We start from the raw sequence: 15,401 nt of genomic DNA on the forward strand, positions 1-15,401 counted from the left end.
TCGGCTGTAAAAATTTGGGGTTAATACAATGTAAAGTTAAGCCCGCCAAGGGCTTACAGACGAAATTTTTCGATACATGGTAGGGCTCCTTGGATATTTTGGATGAAGCGGACACTTCTTTTGTTGAACGGTCATTTTTTTTAACAATTCACTACCGTTCAACGACAAAATATATTTATATTCAACCTATGTACGGACCAAAAATGACCCAGTTTAGGGTAGATAAAGAAATAGAGCTTTCAAAATGCCCCACCCATGTTGATTTTGGAAGGAGCGAAAAGGAGCTTAAAAAGGACTTAAAAAAGATTCGGGTGGAGCTCGGGGAGTTTCAAGATACCCTTTACGCTCATGGAAAATACAGTGTCTTGATCTGTTTGCAGGGCATGGATACGGCGGGGAAGGACAGTCTTATTCGTGAGGTATTCAAAGATTTCAACGCCCGGGGCGTAGTTGTTCACAGTTTTAAAGTGCCTACGGCCCTGGAACGGGGGCATGATTATCTTTGGCGCCACTATATAGCACTGCCGGCCAAGGGGAAGTTCGGGGTGTTCAATAGAACCCACTACGAAAACGTTTTGGTGACCAGGGTTCATCCTGAATATATTTTAGGCGAACACATACCCGGTATTCATTCCGTGGACGATATTGACCAAGAATTTTGGGATAAGCGCTTCGAGCAAATCAATAACTTTGAACGCCACATTGCCGAAAACGGTACCATCATCTTTAAGTTCTTTCTTCATCTGTCGAAAGAGGAACAGCGATTAAGGCTTTTAAGAAGATTGGCCCTACAACGTAAGAACTGGAAATTTTCGCCTAGCGATCTTGAGGAGCGTAAACTTTGGGAGAAATATCAGCATTGTTACGAAGACGCCATTAACGAGACCTCAAGACCCCATGCCCCATGGTATATAGTTCCTGCGGATAATAAAAAAGCTGCCCGGGTGGTCGTGGCCTCCGTGCTTTTAGAGGAACTCAAGAAATACAAAGACATTAAAGAACCCGACCTTGACGATAAAATAAAGGCTAACTTGGCCCTTTATAAAAACGAATTGGAAAACGAAAAGGAATGAAACAAATAAGTCTACTCCTATTATTGTGCATCACTTTTGGGAATTCTGTTCTAGCCCAAGACAAAGACGCCGAGCAGATAAAAAAGATATACGATCAGGCCCTAACCCAAGGTAAAGCTTATGATTGGCTCAATTATCTTTCCAATCAGATAGGGGGCAGGCTGTCGGGCAGCGTTCAGGCTCAGCAAGCGGTCGAGTACACCAAGTCACAATTAGATTCTTTGGGTCTTGATCGGGTTTGGCTTCAACCGGTAAAGGTTCCCAAATGGGTGAGGGGCACGCCAGAATTCGCCTATTTTGAAACGAGTCCGGGGCTTTCTACCAATGTCGATATATGCGCCTTAGGGGGCTCTGTAGCAACTCCCTTGGGAGGTTTAAAGGCTGGTGTGGTAGAAGTTCAAAGTATTGAAGAGCTTGAGTCATTGGGAAAGGAAAAAGTTGAAGGCAAGATCGTATTTTTTAATAGGCCTATGGACCCGACCTTGATCAGCACCTTTGCCGCTTATTCAGGCTGTGTCGACCAAAGGTATTCTGGGGCCGAAGAGGCGGCCAAATATGGTGCCGTGGGGGTAATCGTAAGGTCGATGAACTTGAGGATCGATAATTTTCCGCATACGGGTTCGATGGGATATGGGGATACTCCCGTTTCAAAGCGCATACCGGCAGCCGCTATAAGTACCAAAGGGGCGGAATTGTTAAGTACTACCTTAAAGCTGAATTCCGAGACCAAGTTTTATTTTAAGCAAAATTGTAAGCAGTTCAATGATGTAGAATCGTTTAACGTTATAGGTGAGATCAAGGGATCCGAATTTCCTAATGAGATTATTGTCGTTGGCGGGCATCTCGATTCGTGGGATTTAGGGGATGGTTCACATGATGATGGTGCGGGTTGTGTGCAAAGTATGGATGTGCTTCGCTTGCTAAAAACAACGGGCTACAAGCCTAAAAGAACGATCCGGGTCGTTCTGTTTATGAACGAGGAAAACGGATTAAGGGGAGGTAATAAATATGCTGAAATTGCCAAAGGCAAAAATGAAAAGCATGTTTTTGCCCTGGAAAGCGATGCAGGAGGGTTTACACCGCGTGGATTCTCTTTTGATTGTTCCGACGAAAACCTGAAGCAGGTCCTTAGCTGGAAGAGCCTTTTTGAGCCGTATTACATCCATCTTTTTGAAAAAGGTTTTAGTGGGGCCGACATTCGTCCGTTGAAAGATGACGGAATCGTATTGGCCGGTCTAAGACCTGATTCCCAAAGGTATTTTGAACACCATCATTCCGAAAATGACACCTTTGAGCACGTCAATAAAAGAGAGCTAGAGCTAGGCGCGGCATCTATGGCCAGTTTGGTCTATCTGTTCGATAAGTACGGTGTGATCACTTCCGCAAAATAAATATCGGGAAAATAGTTGGTCTGAAGGGGGCGGTCCATTTTCTTTTAGGGGCGGAGTTTTACCGCAATCTTGGGTAAGTGGGGGTAATGCACTTGTTCGGATATTTCCGGACAAAATTATGTACCTTTGCCGCTCATTAAAAAAATGAGAAATGCAAGACGGAATCTACGCAAAATTCAATACTGACAAAGGTGAGATTTTAGTAAAACTTACCCATGATAAAACGCCCGGTACGGTCGGTAACTTTGTTGCCTTGGCAGAAGGTAAGCAAGAAAATACGGCCAAGGCCAAAGGGGAGCCTTATTACGATGGGCTAAACTTTCACAGGGTCATACCCGATTTTATGATCCAGGGCGGATGTCCACAAGGAACCGGTACAGGTGACGCAGGATATAAGTTCGACGATGAATTTCATCCCGACCTAAACCATTCGGAACCCGGTGTTCTTTCTATGGCCAATGCAGGACCTGGTACCAATGGCAGCCAATTTTTTATTACCCATGTACCTACTCCATGGTTGGATAACAAGCATACCGTTTTCGGACACGTTCAAAGCGGTCAGGATGTGGTCGATAGCATTGCCCAAGGCGATAAGATAAATAGTGTTGAAATCGTTCGTGTAGGTGACGATGCCGAAAAATGGGACGCCCTTGCGGCATTCGAAAATTTTAAGACTTCCAAAGAACAGCGTCTTGCGGAAGAAAAGGCTAAGCAAGCTGCGGAACTGGACAAGGTTGCCGCCGGATTCGATGAAACCGAAAGCGGACTAAGATATAAACTGATCCAAAAAGGTGATGGGCCCCAAGCCCAAAAGGGACAAACGGTTTCCGTGCATTACGAAGGCTCTTTGTTGAGCGGTCAAGTTTTTGACTCTTCTTATAAACGCAATCAGCCCATCGATTTTCAGTTGGGTGTAGGCCAGGTTATTCCCGGGTGGGATGAGGGCATAGCGCTATTGAAAGTGGGTGATAAGGCAAGGTTGGTGATACCGTCTGATCTAGCATACGGTAGTGCCGGTGCTGGTGGGGTAATTCCACCGAACGCAACCTTGTTGTTCGATGTTGAATTGATGGGGGTTAAATAATAGCCCCAATATATACTATAAAAGAAAGCCCCGACCTTGTGTCGGGGCTTTTTTATTGTGATTCATAGAGCATACGCAAAGGGGAATCCCAAAAGAAATAAGTCTACTAAAGTTTTGTAAGGGTATTTTGGTCAGCTACGATACCACCAGCGTTTTGCAGGGTATATAGATGAAGTCAGCTTTTTTAAAAAAATAATGATAGCATGATGCTTATCGTGAGTTCTTCGCCCTATTGGTACTTAAGAACAATAAAATGATATTTACTACCAACAGTATAAAGAGTATACCGAAAAAAGTTAACATAGTCGCTTTAATTATTATGGTTATTGGGGGATAACTGTTTTTTATGAAGATGCATATACTCTAAAAGGGTTGCTTCAAAAAAACTTAAACAAATGTATGAAAAATATTACGAAGTTGTTGTAGGTTGGCTAAAGGGTAAAAAAAAAGCCCCGATACCAATGGTATCAGGGCCTGTATAAAAAAAGTTTATGCGTCTTTCTTAGTCTACAACTTTCACATTTACCGCGTTCAGTCCTTTTTTACCTTGTTGTAGCTCAAATTCTACAACGTCACCTTCACGAATTTCATCGATTAAACCAGAAATGTGTACAAAGTGATCTTCGCTTGAACCATCTTCAGTGATAAATCCGTAACCTTTGGAATCATTGAAGAATTTTACTGTTCCTTTACTCATAATACAAAAAAATTAAATTAAATTATGCCGCGAAGATAAGGTTAATAAATTTAATTAAATGATTTTTACTAAGTTATCTTTGGTTTAAGCTAAGGTTAGTTGTAAGAATGTTGCCTGATTTTGGTTCTTATTTCATCGTTTTTTTCCTTTTAAAAGAGCGTAAAATAAAATGTTTTATCGCTTGGTTTACAAGAGCTGAACCCCTTGATACCTCCTGTGTTATATAGGCTTTCGAATTATTTTCCTACAAATTTTATGTAGGAAATATTGACGAAGGCCTTGGGTGTCCTAGTTTAAATTAAAGCATAAAAAAGCCATAGATGTTAAAATTCTATGGCTCTTATCAATATTTCGATTTTTTTATGCCGTCGGATCCGGAGTCATTCGTAAATAAGGTTTAATTTCTTTTACACCTTTACTGAACATGGTTTTTGCGTCTTCGGTAGTAATGGCCGGGCTAACAACTACGTCTTCACCGTTCTTCCAGTTGGCAGGAGTAGCTACCTTATGGTTAGCGGTAAGTTGTAAGGAGTCGATAACGCGTAATAGCTCATGGAAGTTTCTTCCTGTTGAAGCTGGATAGGTAATCATTAGCTTGACCGTTTTGTCGGGAGCGATGATAAAAACCGAACGAACGGTTAGGGTGTTATCCGCATTCGGGTGGATCATGTCGTAAAGGTCCGATACCTTTCGATCTTCATCGGCTATAATAGGGAAGTCTACAGTAGTGTTTTCAACCTCGTCGATGTCTTTGATCCATTCAACGTGGGATGCGGCCCCATCTACACTCAAGGCCAACATTTTAACATTGCGTTTCGCAAACTCATCTTTAAACTGGGCCGCAGTACCTAATTCGGTGGTGCAGACCGGGGTGAAATCAGCAGGGTGTGAAAAAAGAATACCCCAGCTATCGCCTAGATAATCGTAAAGGTTTATTTGGCCTAATGAACTATCGGCCGTAAAATTTGGGGCTTTGTCGCCCAATCGTATTGTTGCCATTTGAAATGTTTTTAGGTTTGAAATATAATCCTATAAAATTAGTAGATTATAAAAACAGAACCTTAGGTTTATGGTTAAAAATCTATTAAAGTTTTCTATTTTTAAAAGTATGAAAAATAATGAATTAGAGGCCCTTCAATATCCGATAGGAAAATTTCAACGTCCGAAGGAAATTGGCCACGAACAGATTCAGGAATGGATTGAGGTTCTTGAGAAATTGCCCAATGAATTAACTCTATTGGTCGAGGGCTTGACCGAAGAACAATTGGAAACCCCTTATCGACCGGGAGGATGGACGGTAAGACAGACCATACATCATATAGCCGATAGCCATCACAACAGTTATATACGCTTTAAATGGGCCTTGACGGAAGACACCCCCATAATTAAGGCCTACGACGAGAAGGCCTGGGCCGAACTTTTTGACAGCAGAACGGCCCCCGTACAATTGGCATTAGACCATTTGAGCGCCGTTCATGGCAGATTGGTCTACTTGTTAAAGGGGCTGGGCGAAGAACAGTTAAAACGAGGGTTTATACATCCGGATAGCCGTGTAGAGGTCGCTTTAGATGAGAATATCGGTCAGTATGCATGGCACGGGCGGCATCACTTCTCGCATATATACAACCTAATGCAAAGAAAGGGCTGGGCCCGCTAAAGAACTTGCGCTATTTTTTCCATTTGATATTACAGCCGATACTCGGTTTTTGTACTTCGCTTATCTTTTGGTTGTCCAATAGCGCATCTATGGCATTTCGGAGGTCTTTTCCGGTTACGGGAATACCATTTTCAGGTCTTGAATCGTCCAATTGTCCCCGATATACCAATTTTAGGTCGGCATTGAACAAATAAAAATCGGGTGTGCATGCGGCATCATAGTCCTTGGCCACTTTCTGGGTATCGTCATAGAGATAGGGAAAGGTGTAACCTTCTTCTTCGGCTACCGCTTTCATAAGATGAGGGGCGTCTTGTGGATAGTTTTTCACATCATTGCTGGAGATAGCGATGAAGCCGATACCCTTATCTTGGTAAGTTTTGGCGAGACGGACCAATTCGGGGTTGATATGTTTTACAAAAGGACAGTGATTGCATATAAAGGCGATAAGCGTTCCCCTGGTTCCCTTAAGGTCGTTTAGGGCCGAGGTTTCTCCCGTAATCGTATTTTGAAGCTCGAAATCTGGTGCTGTCGTGCCGAGAGGAAGCATATTGCTTGGTGTTCTTGCCATTATGTTCTGTTGTTATCGATTTAAATTGGTAAAAACTGTTTTGTGCCTCTTTGCCAAACCACAATCTATTTTTACCTTCATATTTTTTATAGATACGAACAAAAATAGAAAATAATGGACGAAACGATAAACTGGCAAGACTTTGCAAAGATAGATATGCGGGTGGGAACGATTGTAGAAGTTAATGATTTTCCCGAAGCGCGCAATCCGGCCTATCAGGTGCATATTGATTTTGGAGGGGAAATAGGTATAAAAAAAACCTCGGCGCAGATTACTGCCCTATATACAAAAGAGCAGCTACTGGGTACCCAAGTGGTTGCCGTAGTCAACTTTCCGAAGAAACAAATTGCCAATTTTATGAGTGAATGTCTTATCTTGGGTGCCGTCAACGGCAAAGACGTTGTACTCTTACAACCGGAGGCAACTGTAGCCAACGGACTCAAAATATCATAATTGATTGACCGAAACCCTTCTAGATAACGTATCACTTAATTTTGACGCCCAGGCACAATGGGTATTGAATGTTTCGCTTTCACTGGTCATGTTCGGCATTGCCCTAGAAATATCCGTACAAGATTTTAAGACGCTTTTTCAAACTCCCAAAGCTATTTTTACGGGACTCCTGAGTCAATTTGTGCTATTGCCCTTCGTTACTTTTCTTTTAATTCTATGTATTGAACCTGTGGGAAGTCTAGCCTTGGGGATGATCATGGTCGCCGCCTGTCCTGGGGGTAATGTTTCTAATTTTATATCACATATAGCGGGAGGTAATACGGCCCTTTCGGTCAGTCTTACGGCCGCAGCTACTTTGTTGGCCGTGGTAATGACCCCTTTAAACCTACAATTTTGGGGCGGACTCTATGGGCCTACGCAAAATATTCTTAAGGAGGTAGCCCTGTCGCCATGGCAAATGGTGGGGTTGGTCTCGCTTTTATTGGGCCTGCCCTTGGTCTTGGGTATTTGGTTGAACCATATAAAACCGGCCTTGGCTAAAAAAATGGGGAAAGTTCTTAAAACGGTATCGCTGATATTTTTTATACTATTGGTATTTTTGGCCTTGTATAATAACCGAGCGGTATTTTACGACTATATAATGTACGTTTTTTGGATCGTGGTATTGCATAATGTGTTGGCATTTTTAACGGGTTTTTCGTTTGCCAAGCTTATGGGCCTATCGGAAAAAAATGTGCGTTCCATTACTATAGAAACGGGTATTCAGAATTCGGGATTGGGACTTCTTTTGATTTTTTCCTTTTTTGATGGTCTTGGCGGAATGGCGCTATTGGCCGCCTTTTGGGGAATTTGGCATTTGGTGTCCGGTCTTTTGCTGGCCGCTTTTTGGGGTTATAAACCAATTAAAACAGAAAAACTGACTTGAAAAATATTGGCTATCGATTACTAAAGGTCTGGATCAAGTCCGGATTGTATTTGTATTATGGGAAAATAAGGGTTTCTGGGCTCGAGAACGTGCCCAAGGATAAAGCGGTGTTATTTTTGCCCAATCACCAAGGTGCCTTGTTGGATGTGTTGTTGATTGCTATCGATTGTAATCGTAAGCCTTTCTTCCTGACACGATCGGATGTCTTTACCAAACCGACCTTGAAAAAATTCTTTTCGTATTTAAGAATGATCCCTATCTACCGTATACGGGATGGGAGGGAAGCCCTTAAAAATAATCAGGCCGTCTTCGACCAATGTGCGGAAATATTCAAAGACAATCATGCCATTGTAATGTTTCCCGAAGCCAACCACAATATCAAACGACGGGTAAGGCCCTTGAGCAAGGGCTTTACGCGAATTTTGTTCAATGCCGTCGAACGATTGCCCGAAACGGAACTCTATATTGTGCCCGTAGGGCTAAACTATAGGAGTAATTCTGGCTTTCCCGATAAGGTAGCCCTTTACTACGATAAGAATATCTTGGTCAATACCTTGTATGACCCCAAGGATGTGCAAGCTTCGGTGAATAGGGTGAAGGGAAAAGTTTCCGATAGGTTGAAACAACTGACTACACATATTGAGGACTTCAATAATTATGAAAATATAGCGGGGCAGTTGAACCGCATGGACGTCGATTTCTTAAATCCTTTTGAAACGAACAAGGTGATAGAGGGATTGGATCCATCTGTAAAGGTATCGGGGCAAGTAAGGAAAAAAGGCCCCTTAAGGGCCGTTGCCGATGCTATTTTTGAAGTGCTGAACTTTCCGGTTATCTTACTCTGGCGTAAATGGGCCAAGCCAAAGGTTTGGGAACCTGAGTTTATGGGAACGCTCCGATTTGGATTTTCCTTATTGGCCTATCCTGTGTATTATGCGCTTTTGTTTACGTGTATTGCCCTGTTTTGTGATAGTCTTGTAGCCTTGGCCGTAATTTTGGCCTTGTTCGTATATAATTGGGCCTATGTAAGAAGTAATTGAAGCGGGCCCTTAGGTATAGGCATAAAAAAAACGACCGTATGTGGTCGTTTTTTTTATTTAGGTTGTAAGTCTTTTAAATATCGTCGAAGCTTACATCCGTAAAACTTTCGGTGCTCGAAGGCTTCATTTCTCCGTTGGTGACAATTTCTTCTTCTTTTTTGAAATCTTTTTGGTGACGTTCGGAGATTACTTCTGAGCCCTTTTCCTCGATAATGAAATTCATCATTTCCTCTACATTGTCCTTAAAGGCCTGAAAATCTTCCTTGTATAGGTATATTTTGTGTTTCTTGTAGTGGAAAGAGCCATCGTCGTGAGTAAATTTTTTACTCTCTGTAATCGTTAAATAATAATCTCCTGCCTTGGTACTTCTTACATCAAAAAAATATGTGCGTCTACCTGCCCGTAATACTTTGGAATGAATTTCCTCCTGGTCCATTGAATCTTTTTCGTTCATCGCGTTTAGTGTCTAGTTAATAGTGTTAATCTTTCAAAAATGTAAAAAAAAAGCCAATACGACAACAATTTTTTAGTTTTCTTTCTCTGAAAGTTGAGTGAAGTACAGATCTTTATAATATCCGTCAACACTGTTTAAATCACTATGGTTGCCCTCTTGAAGAAGTTCTCCATTGGAAAGAACCAAGACCTTATCGGCGTTTTTCGCCGAAGAAACACGATGGCTGACAATAAGGGTGGTACGATTTTTTGAGGCTTTTTTCAGATTGTTCAGAATTTCTTCTTCAGTTTCTGTGTCAACTGCTGAAAGACAATCGTCAAAAAGATATATTTCGGGTTTTTTTAAGAGGGCACGCGCAATAGAGACCCTTTGTTTCTGTCCACCGCTCAGGGTAATGCCCCTTTCGCCCAATACAGTGTCGTAGCCCTTGGTGAAACCTATGATGTTTTCATGTACTACCGCTGCTTTGGCCGCATTGATAACCTCTTCGTCGGTAGCATCTTCCTTACCGAATTTAATGTTGTTCTTTATGGAGTCTGAAAATAAAAAGGCATCTTGGGGTACCGCACCGATGGCTTGGCGTAAACTGTTAATATTCAATTGCTCTATAGGGGTATCGTCTATTAAGATTTCACCTGAGGTCACATCGTAAAGTCGGGCCACAAGATCTAGAATAGTCGACTTCCCTGACCCGGTCTTTCCTAATATGGCTACCGTTTCCCCTTCGTTTATGGTAAAAGAAATATTCTTGAGGGCCGTAATTTCAGTATCTTCATAAGTAAAGCTTACATTTCTGAATTCGATTTTTCCTTTAACGGGCGTTTCTTCGAGTATGGTATTCTTGATATCAGGCGATTCTTTTAAAAATTCGTTGATCCTTTTCTGTGAGGCTTCCGCCCTTTGTACGATAGAGGTCAACCAACCGATAATGGCTACTGGCCAAGTAAGCATGTTTACGTAGAGAATGAACTCTGCAATAACCCCGGAAGAGGCTATTTCCCCATTTATATATTGTTTTCCTCCTATGTAAATAACGAAAATGTTACTAATGCCTATGAGTAAGACCATTAGGGGAAAGAACCAAGCGTTGACCTTTGCCAGATCCATACTCTTGTTTTTTCCTTCAAGGGCAAGGGAGCTGAGGTCGTTATTGATGTTAGGCTCCAAGGCATATGCCTTGATGACCGAAACCCCCGAAAACACTTCTTGGGTAAAGGTTGAAAGGGTAGAGAGGTATTGCTGAACAACCGTACTGCGTTCATGGATCACTTTGCTGATATAATAAATAAGTACCGACAATATCGGTAAGGGTATTAAGGTGTAGGCGGCGAGTTTCGGGGCCGTCATGAACATAATCGGTATGATACAGGCAAAGAGTGTTAGGGTGTTTATACCGTACATTAGTGCCGGTCCGGTATACATTCGCACTTGGTTTACATCTTCGCTGATGCGGTTCATTAAGTCGCCCGTCCGGTTCTTTTTGTAGAAATTTAGACTTAGAAATTGATAGTGGTCGAAAATTTCGTTCTTAAGGTCGTACTCGATATAGCGCGAAACGTTAATTATCGTCTGCCGCATTAAAAAGGTAAAGAAGCCCGATAAGAGGGCGGCACCCACAATGATCAGTATGTATTCAAGAAGGAAATCCTTGGCGGTTGGTTCCGAGATCTTATCGTTCATGAAATCCTCGATGACCGTAATGGATTCTTTGACGTATCGGGGCATGACCAGTTGAAGTACCCGGGCAATGATGGTAATGAACAACCCGACCAATAATTTCGACCAGTATTTTTTAAAGTATTTATTTAGGTGTGCAAGTTCCTTCATGAAAGGTTTCGGCTAAGAAATATGTAATTGGCCAAAGATAGTGGTTTGGGTATAAACGAAATGTTATAAATACCATAAGATATTGCCTCCATATCGATTTACGCCCGTCGGCCCCGATATTTTATATACGTTAAATTTACGGTAAGTTTTAAAATTGAACGGGCTTCAAGGGACTTAAATACAAGGCTTTGCGGAGGTCTGAAAATATTAAAGTGAAATGAAGCTGTCGTTTCATCGGTTTGTATAGTAGTCTTTTGGGCTTTATTCTTATTTTTGCGGCGTGAGAGTCAAACCAATACTATTCCAAAAAAGTTCTTTAAAATGCTAACACGAAGACATATACGGGTAAAAGTGATGCAATGTATTTATGCCATTACCCAATCTAAAGATGAGTCTTTAGAAAAACAAGAAAAATTTCTGCGGTTTAGCATAGATAATATGTACACGCTCTATCTACTCATGATGAGCCTTATCATCGAAATTCACCAAAGAGGGGCCGAGCAATTGAAGATTTCGTCAAAGAAATATTTGGCCACGGCTTCCGATACCTTTCCCGATCAAAAGAAATTTGTAAATAACCGATTGCTTTCCCAAATCGTCAACAACGAACCGCTAAAGGCAGAGCTGAAAAAACGCAAGCTCGAAAATTGGTATTTGAACGAAGAGTACGTAAAGATCATTTATAACAATATTGTAGCGAGTTCAACCTATGAAGACTATATGTCGGCAGAAGGCAGTAATTGGGCCGAAGATAAGGAGTTCGTCGTTACCTTGTTCAAAGATGTCATTGCCCCGGATGAAAAGATTTACGACTATTTTGAGGATAACAACCTTACTTGGGTAGATGATATTCCTATTGTAAACACTTTTATCCTTAAAATGCTAAGAAAGGTCAAGCCCGACCATCCCACCTCTTATTTCTTGCCTCGCTTGCTCAAGGATCAGGAAGATCTGGATTTTGCCAAAAAACTCTTGCGGAAAACCTTGCTCAAAGATGCCGAGCTGACCAAAGAGATTGAGGGTAAGACGCCCAATTGGGATAAGGACCGTATTGCCGATATGGATGCCATACTTTTAAAAATGGCCATATGTGAACTTCTAAACTTTCCGTCCATACCTGAAAAAGTAACGATTAACGAATTTTTGGAAATCGCCAAGGAGTATTCTACCCCTAAGAGCAGTATTTTTATCAATGGAATTTTAGACAACCTTGTAAAAGAATACAAAAAGGATGGAAAGCTTAACAAAATGGGTAGGGGGCTCATTTAAAATAAATGATTAATTTTGCTTTTAAACTAAAGTTAGAGATATGAAAAAAACATTTTTTGCCTTAAGTATATTTTCACTTTTGGCGTTTGTTTCTTGTAAAGAAAATGCGTCGAGTAAAGTAAAATCAGATAATGTTACCGAGGCTGCACAGCGCGATGAAGCCAGTAAGCAGGTTCCGGTAATGGAGTTTGAGAAAGCAGAGCATGACTTTGGTACCATTGAACAAGGTACGCCACAAGAAACCATTTTTACTTTTAAAAATACGGGTAATGCCCCGTTAATCATAACCAGTGCCACCAGTTCTTGTGGTTGTACGGTTCCAAACCCACCAAAAGATCCTATCGCACCAGGTGAACAAGGGGAATTGGTAGTGAAGTTCAACGGATCGGGCCAGAACCAGGTTACCAAAACGATCACCGTAAATGCCAATACCGAAAAAGGAACCGAGCAATTACGTATCAAGGCTTTTGTTAACCCTAAAGGGGCGGCTCCGGTAGGACCAACCAAATAATAATAGATTTAGATACTAAATAAATATGGGTGATATAGGACAGTTTCTTCCGATGATATTGATTTTTGTGGTAGCGTATTTCTTTATGATACGCCCACAAATGAAGCGTCAGAAAGATGAAAAGAAATTCGCGGCTGAATTAAAAAGAGGCGATAGGGTAATTACTAAAAGTGGTTTGCACGGTAAGATCATGGATTTGAACGATAGCGATTCTTCGTGTATTCTTGAAACCATGGCCGGTAAATTAAAATTCGATCGTTCTGCGATTTCAATGGAACTGAGCAAAAAACTGAACGCTCCCGAAAAGAAGTAAGCATACATTGTAGTACATATAAAACACCGCTAAGCAATTAGCGGTGTTTTTTTTGGTCGTTATGCTAGGGTAAATTAGTATATTGATCTCTTGAACAAAACAACCAAAATAGATGTACCGGAATAGACGAAATTTTATAAAGAAAAGTTCCTTGGCCTTGGCGGGTTCGGGAGCGGCATTTTTATTTCCCATGGAGCTGTTGGCCACGCTCCGCAAAAAGGTGGGGCCGAACGACCAGATCAATGTAGGGCTTATTGGCTGCAAGGGTATGGGGTTTAGCGATTTGACGTCTATGCTAAAAATAAGCGAGATCAATGTAATGGCACTCTGCGACGTAGACGAAGCTGTTCTTAAGGCTAGGACGGAAGACCTCGAAAAGGCAGGGATTAAAAAACCGTTGTGGTATCGCGATTATCGTAAGCTGCTCGAGAATAAAGACATCGACGTGGTCATTATAGGCACGCCGGACCATTGGCATTGCCTGCAGTTGACCGATGCCTTGATGGCGGGAAAAGATGTCTATTGCGAAAAGCCCATAGCCAACTCCATTCAAGAGTCGAATATAATGCTAAACTACGTTAGTGCTAGTGACCGAATGGTGCAGATCGGACAATGGCAACGTAGTCAACCCCATTTTGTAGATGCCATTAATTTTGTGCATTCGGGCAAATTGGGCAATATACGTTTGGCAAAAGCTTGGGCCTACCAAGCTTGGATGAAACCTGTGCCCATTGTAGCCGATTCTGCCGCGCCGGAAGGTGTAAACTATAAAATGTGGTTGGGTCCGGCGCCGGAGCGCGCCTTCAACGCAAACCGTTTCCATTTTAATTTTCGATGGTTTTGGGATTATGCAGGTGGCCTAATGACTGATTGGGGTGTGCACCTGTTGGATTATGCTTTATATGGAATGAAGGCGGGAACCCCTAAGTCGGTAATGGCCTTGGGAGGGAAATTTGCCTATCCGAACGATGCTTCCGAAACCCCGGATACCTTACAGACCGTTTTTGAATACGACGGATTTTCAATTCTTTGGGAACATGCTACGGGTATTGATGGGGGGAATTACGGACGTAACCACGGTATAGCCTTTATAGGTAATAACGGTACTTTGGTGGTCGATCGGAACGGTTGGGAAGTGATACCTGAGGAAGAATTTGCAGGATGGGGCAAGAAAGGCACCCCTAAAATGGAAGCTGTCTCCTATGACAAGGGGAATGCTAGTGGATTGGATTTGCATACGGCAAATTTTATCGATGCGGTAAAGAGTCGTGATAGTTCTAAATTGAATGCCCCAATTAAGGTTGGGTATGATGCCGCTTTGGTATCGCATATGGGCAACGTAGCTTTTAAGACGGGCAACCGAATCTATTGGGACGAGGCTTCCGGAAAGTTTAAGGAAGAGGAAGCCAATAAGTTGATTACGGCCAACTATCAGAATGGCTGGAAACTACCTATGCTCTAAACCATAGGGCTGCCACATATAAAATAGGGAAGGGCTAGGATGTTTTACCGGTATAGGTCGTTCAAGCCTTTTCCTTTGCCAATCATCGGCAAAATCTTGTCAAGCCGACTTAGTTTTGTTTTTTCACGCTTGGCCTCTGTAATGTATGTTGCGTATTCACGCTGCTTGTAAGGAGGTAGTTTTTCAAAAGCGTTTTTAGCGGTGGGGTTGGTGTCCAAGGCGTTTTTTAGTTCGGCCGGAAGGCTGGTCGTAGGTTTTTTTGTATTCGAAGGGCGAATCGGTTCAATGCCCTTTTTTTGATTTTCTATGGCTTCGTTGAGGTATGTGGATACCTTTGTGGGGTTTATTTCCTTTTCCGAAAAAAACTTCCAATGGCGCATGGCTTTGGTCTTTCCCTTTTGTGCATTTTCAAGAAGGTTTTCGGGGTCGTTTAAAAATACTCCGTTAAAGAACCAGATGCCGAAGTGGTGTTTGAACTTGCAAATGGCCAACACATTTTTTTTGTCCAAGGTATAGGTCGGAAAATTCCATTTATAGGTTTCCTCTAAATCGGTTTTCAAAACGAGTTGGCGCAAGAAGGCGACACCATTTTTAAAATGGTGTGCTTCGGCGTAGTAGGCTTCTACTTTTTCGGCTATATCCATTAGGGAAGTACAATAAGTTGACTTCCCTAAGAT

The 15,401-nt window shown here is 42.0% G+C and carries 17 protein-coding genes; 11 read left to right on the forward strand and 6 right to left on the reverse strand.

Annotated elements, in window-relative coordinates:
* Positions 1-188 precede the first annotated feature (188 nt).
* From BW980_RS15540 to BW980_RS15550, 3 genes are all read left to right on the forward strand, one after another.
* Positions 189-1,073, forward strand: a complete 885-nt coding sequence (locus BW980_RS15540; protein WP_076456297.1) for a PPK2 family polyphosphate kinase — start codon at positions 189-191, stop codon at positions 1,071-1,073.
* Positions 1,070-2,464: a M20/M25/M40 family metallo-hydrolase gene (locus BW980_RS15545; RefSeq protein WP_076456083.1), complete on the forward strand. Its 1,395-nt coding sequence runs from the start codon at positions 1,070-1,072 to the stop codon at positions 2,462-2,464. Before BW980_RS15540 ends, BW980_RS15545 begins: the two co-directional genes overlap by 4 nt.
* Positions 2,465-2,615: 151 nt before the next feature.
* A complete protein-coding gene (locus BW980_RS15550) occupies positions 2,616-3,548 on the forward strand; it encodes a peptidylprolyl isomerase (RefSeq protein WP_076456084.1) in 933 nt (310 codons plus the stop codon).
* A 502-nt stretch (positions 3,549-4,050) separates the two neighbouring features.
* Here BW980_RS15550 and BW980_RS15555 read toward each other — a convergent pair.
* Complete coding sequence (locus BW980_RS15555; protein WP_013994176.1) at positions 4,051-4,245, reverse strand: cold-shock protein; 195 nt, start codon at positions 4,243-4,245, stop codon at positions 4,051-4,053.
* 360 nt (positions 4,246-4,605) lie between these two features.
* A complete protein-coding gene (locus BW980_RS15560) occupies positions 4,606-5,244 on the reverse strand; it encodes a peroxiredoxin (protein ID WP_076456085.1) in 639 nt (212 codons plus the stop codon).
* Between the two features lie 109 nt (positions 5,245-5,353).
* Between BW980_RS15560 and BW980_RS15565 the strand changes: the two genes are divergently transcribed.
* Positions 5,354-5,902 carry a YfiT family bacillithiol transferase gene (locus tag BW980_RS15565; protein ID WP_076456086.1) on the forward strand — a complete coding sequence of 183 codons (549 nt, stop codon included), beginning with the start codon at positions 5,354-5,356 and terminating at the stop codon, positions 5,900-5,902.
* 10 nt (positions 5,903-5,912) lie between these two features.
* Here BW980_RS15565 and BW980_RS15570 read toward each other — a convergent pair whose 3' ends face one another.
* Complete coding sequence (locus BW980_RS15570; RefSeq protein ID WP_076456087.1) at positions 5,913-6,470, reverse strand: thioredoxin family protein; 558 nt, start codon at positions 6,468-6,470, stop codon at positions 5,913-5,915.
* Positions 6,471-6,584: 114 nt separating this feature from the next.
* Here BW980_RS15570 and BW980_RS15575 point away from each other — a divergent pair, with 114 nt between their 5' ends.
* The 3 genes from BW980_RS15575 to BW980_RS15585 are packed head-to-tail and all read left to right on the forward strand — an operon-like array spanning position 6,585 to position 8,888.
* Positions 6,585-6,923: a tRNA-binding protein gene (locus BW980_RS15575; protein WP_076456088.1), complete on the forward strand. Its 339-nt coding sequence runs from the start codon at positions 6,585-6,587 to the stop codon at positions 6,921-6,923.
* A 4-nt stretch (positions 6,924-6,927) separates the two neighbouring features.
* Positions 6,928-7,848 carry a bile acid:sodium symporter family protein gene (locus BW980_RS15580; RefSeq protein ID WP_076456089.1) on the forward strand — a complete coding sequence of 307 codons (921 nt, stop codon included), beginning with the start codon at positions 6,928-6,930 and terminating at the stop codon, positions 7,846-7,848.
* Positions 7,845-8,888 carry a lysophospholipid acyltransferase family protein gene (locus BW980_RS15585; protein WP_076456090.1) on the forward strand — a complete coding sequence of 348 codons (1,044 nt, stop codon included), beginning with the start codon at positions 7,845-7,847 and terminating at the stop codon, positions 8,886-8,888. The genes BW980_RS15580 and BW980_RS15585 overlap by 4 nt, the downstream gene beginning before the upstream one ends.
* A 73-nt stretch (positions 8,889-8,961) precedes the next feature.
* Here BW980_RS15585 and BW980_RS15590 read toward each other — a convergent pair whose 3' ends face one another.
* Positions 8,962-9,342, reverse strand: coding sequence for a PUR family DNA/RNA-binding protein (locus BW980_RS15590; RefSeq protein ID WP_013994183.1), 381 nt, complete (start codon positions 9,340-9,342; stop codon positions 8,962-8,964).
* A 72-nt stretch (positions 9,343-9,414) separates the two neighbouring features.
* Positions 9,415-11,169 (reverse strand): ABC transporter ATP-binding protein, encoded by a 1,755-nt coding sequence (locus BW980_RS15595; protein WP_076456091.1) that lies wholly within the window; start codon positions 11,167-11,169, stop codon positions 9,415-9,417.
* A gap of 321 nt (positions 11,170-11,490) precedes the next feature.
* Between BW980_RS15595 and nusB the strand changes: the two genes are divergently transcribed.
* The 4 genes from nusB (at position 11,491) to BW980_RS15615 (ending at position 14,724) form a co-directional block, all read left to right on the forward strand.
* Complete coding sequence (gene nusB, locus BW980_RS15600) at positions 11,491-12,438, forward strand: transcription antitermination factor NusB (RefSeq protein ID WP_076456092.1); 948 nt, start codon at positions 11,491-11,493, stop codon at positions 12,436-12,438.
* A gap of 40 nt (positions 12,439-12,478) precedes the next feature.
* Positions 12,479-12,949: a DUF1573 domain-containing protein gene (locus BW980_RS15605; protein ID WP_076456093.1), complete on the forward strand. Its 471-nt coding sequence runs from the start codon at positions 12,479-12,481 to the stop codon at positions 12,947-12,949.
* A gap of 25 nt (positions 12,950-12,974) precedes the next feature.
* Complete coding sequence (gene yajC, locus BW980_RS15610) at positions 12,975-13,262, forward strand: preprotein translocase subunit YajC (RefSeq protein WP_013994187.1); 288 nt, start codon at positions 12,975-12,977, stop codon at positions 13,260-13,262.
* Between the two features lie 112 nt (positions 13,263-13,374).
* Positions 13,375-14,724, forward strand: coding sequence for a Gfo/Idh/MocA family protein (locus BW980_RS15615; RefSeq protein ID WP_076456094.1), 1,350 nt, complete (start codon positions 13,375-13,377; stop codon positions 14,722-14,724).
* Between the two features lie 44 nt (positions 14,725-14,768).
* Here the strand turns inward: BW980_RS15615 and BW980_RS15620 are convergent, their stop codons facing one another.
* Positions 14,769-15,368, reverse strand: a complete 600-nt coding sequence (locus BW980_RS15620; protein ID WP_076456095.1) for a YdeI/OmpD-associated family protein — start codon at positions 15,366-15,368, stop codon at positions 14,769-14,771.
* Positions 15,369-15,401 lie beyond the last annotated feature (33 nt).

The sequence above is a fragment of the Zobellia uliginosa genome (assembly GCF_900156625.1).
In the GTDB taxonomy this organism is placed as follows: Bacteria; Bacteroidota; Bacteroidia; order Flavobacteriales; family Flavobacteriaceae; genus Zobellia; species Zobellia uliginosa.

Bases quoted from the DNA above. Each gene is read 5' to 3' on its own strand.
- BW980_RS15550 (WP_076456084.1), top strand. From the start codon at position 2,616: ATGCAAGACGGAATCTACGCAAAATTCAATACTGACAAAGGTGAGATT.
- nusB (WP_076456092.1), top strand. From the start codon at position 11,491: ATGCTAACACGAAGACATATACGGGTAAAAGTGATGCAATGTATTTAT.
- BW980_RS15555 (WP_013994176.1), bottom strand. From the start codon at position 4,245: ATGAGTAAAGGAACAGTAAAATTCTTCAATGATTCCAAAGGTTACGGA.
- BW980_RS15570 (WP_076456087.1), bottom strand. From the start codon at position 6,470: ATGGCAAGAACACCAAGCAATATGCTTCCTCTCGGCACGACAGCACCA.
- yajC (WP_013994187.1), top strand. From the start codon at position 12,975: ATGGGTGATATAGGACAGTTTCTTCCGATGATATTGATTTTTGTGGTA.
- BW980_RS15595 (WP_076456091.1), bottom strand. From the start codon at position 11,169: ATGAAGGAACTTGCACACCTAAATAAATACTTTAAAAAATACTGGTCG.
- BW980_RS15560 (WP_076456085.1), bottom strand. From the start codon at position 5,244: ATGGCAACAATACGATTGGGCGACAAAGCCCCAAATTTTACGGCCGAT.
- BW980_RS15605 (WP_076456093.1), top strand. From the start codon at position 12,479: ATGAAAAAAACATTTTTTGCCTTAAGTATATTTTCACTTTTGGCGTTT.
- BW980_RS15540 (WP_076456297.1), top strand. From the start codon at position 189: ATGTACGGACCAAAAATGACCCAGTTTAGGGTAGATAAAGAAATAGAG.
- BW980_RS15565 (WP_076456086.1), top strand. From the start codon at position 5,354: ATGAAAAATAATGAATTAGAGGCCCTTCAATATCCGATAGGAAAATTT.
- BW980_RS15620 (WP_076456095.1), bottom strand. From the start codon at position 15,368: ATGGATATAGCCGAAAAAGTAGAAGCCTACTACGCCGAAGCACACCAT.
- BW980_RS15545 (WP_076456083.1), top strand. From the start codon at position 1,070: ATGAAACAAATAAGTCTACTCCTATTATTGTGCATCACTTTTGGGAAT.
- BW980_RS15590 (WP_013994183.1), bottom strand. From the start codon at position 9,342: ATGAACGAAAAAGATTCAATGGACCAGGAGGAAATTCATTCCAAAGTA.
- BW980_RS15575 (WP_076456088.1), top strand. From the start codon at position 6,585: ATGGACGAAACGATAAACTGGCAAGACTTTGCAAAGATAGATATGCGG.
- BW980_RS15615 (WP_076456094.1), top strand. From the start codon at position 13,375: ATGTACCGGAATAGACGAAATTTTATAAAGAAAAGTTCCTTGGCCTTG.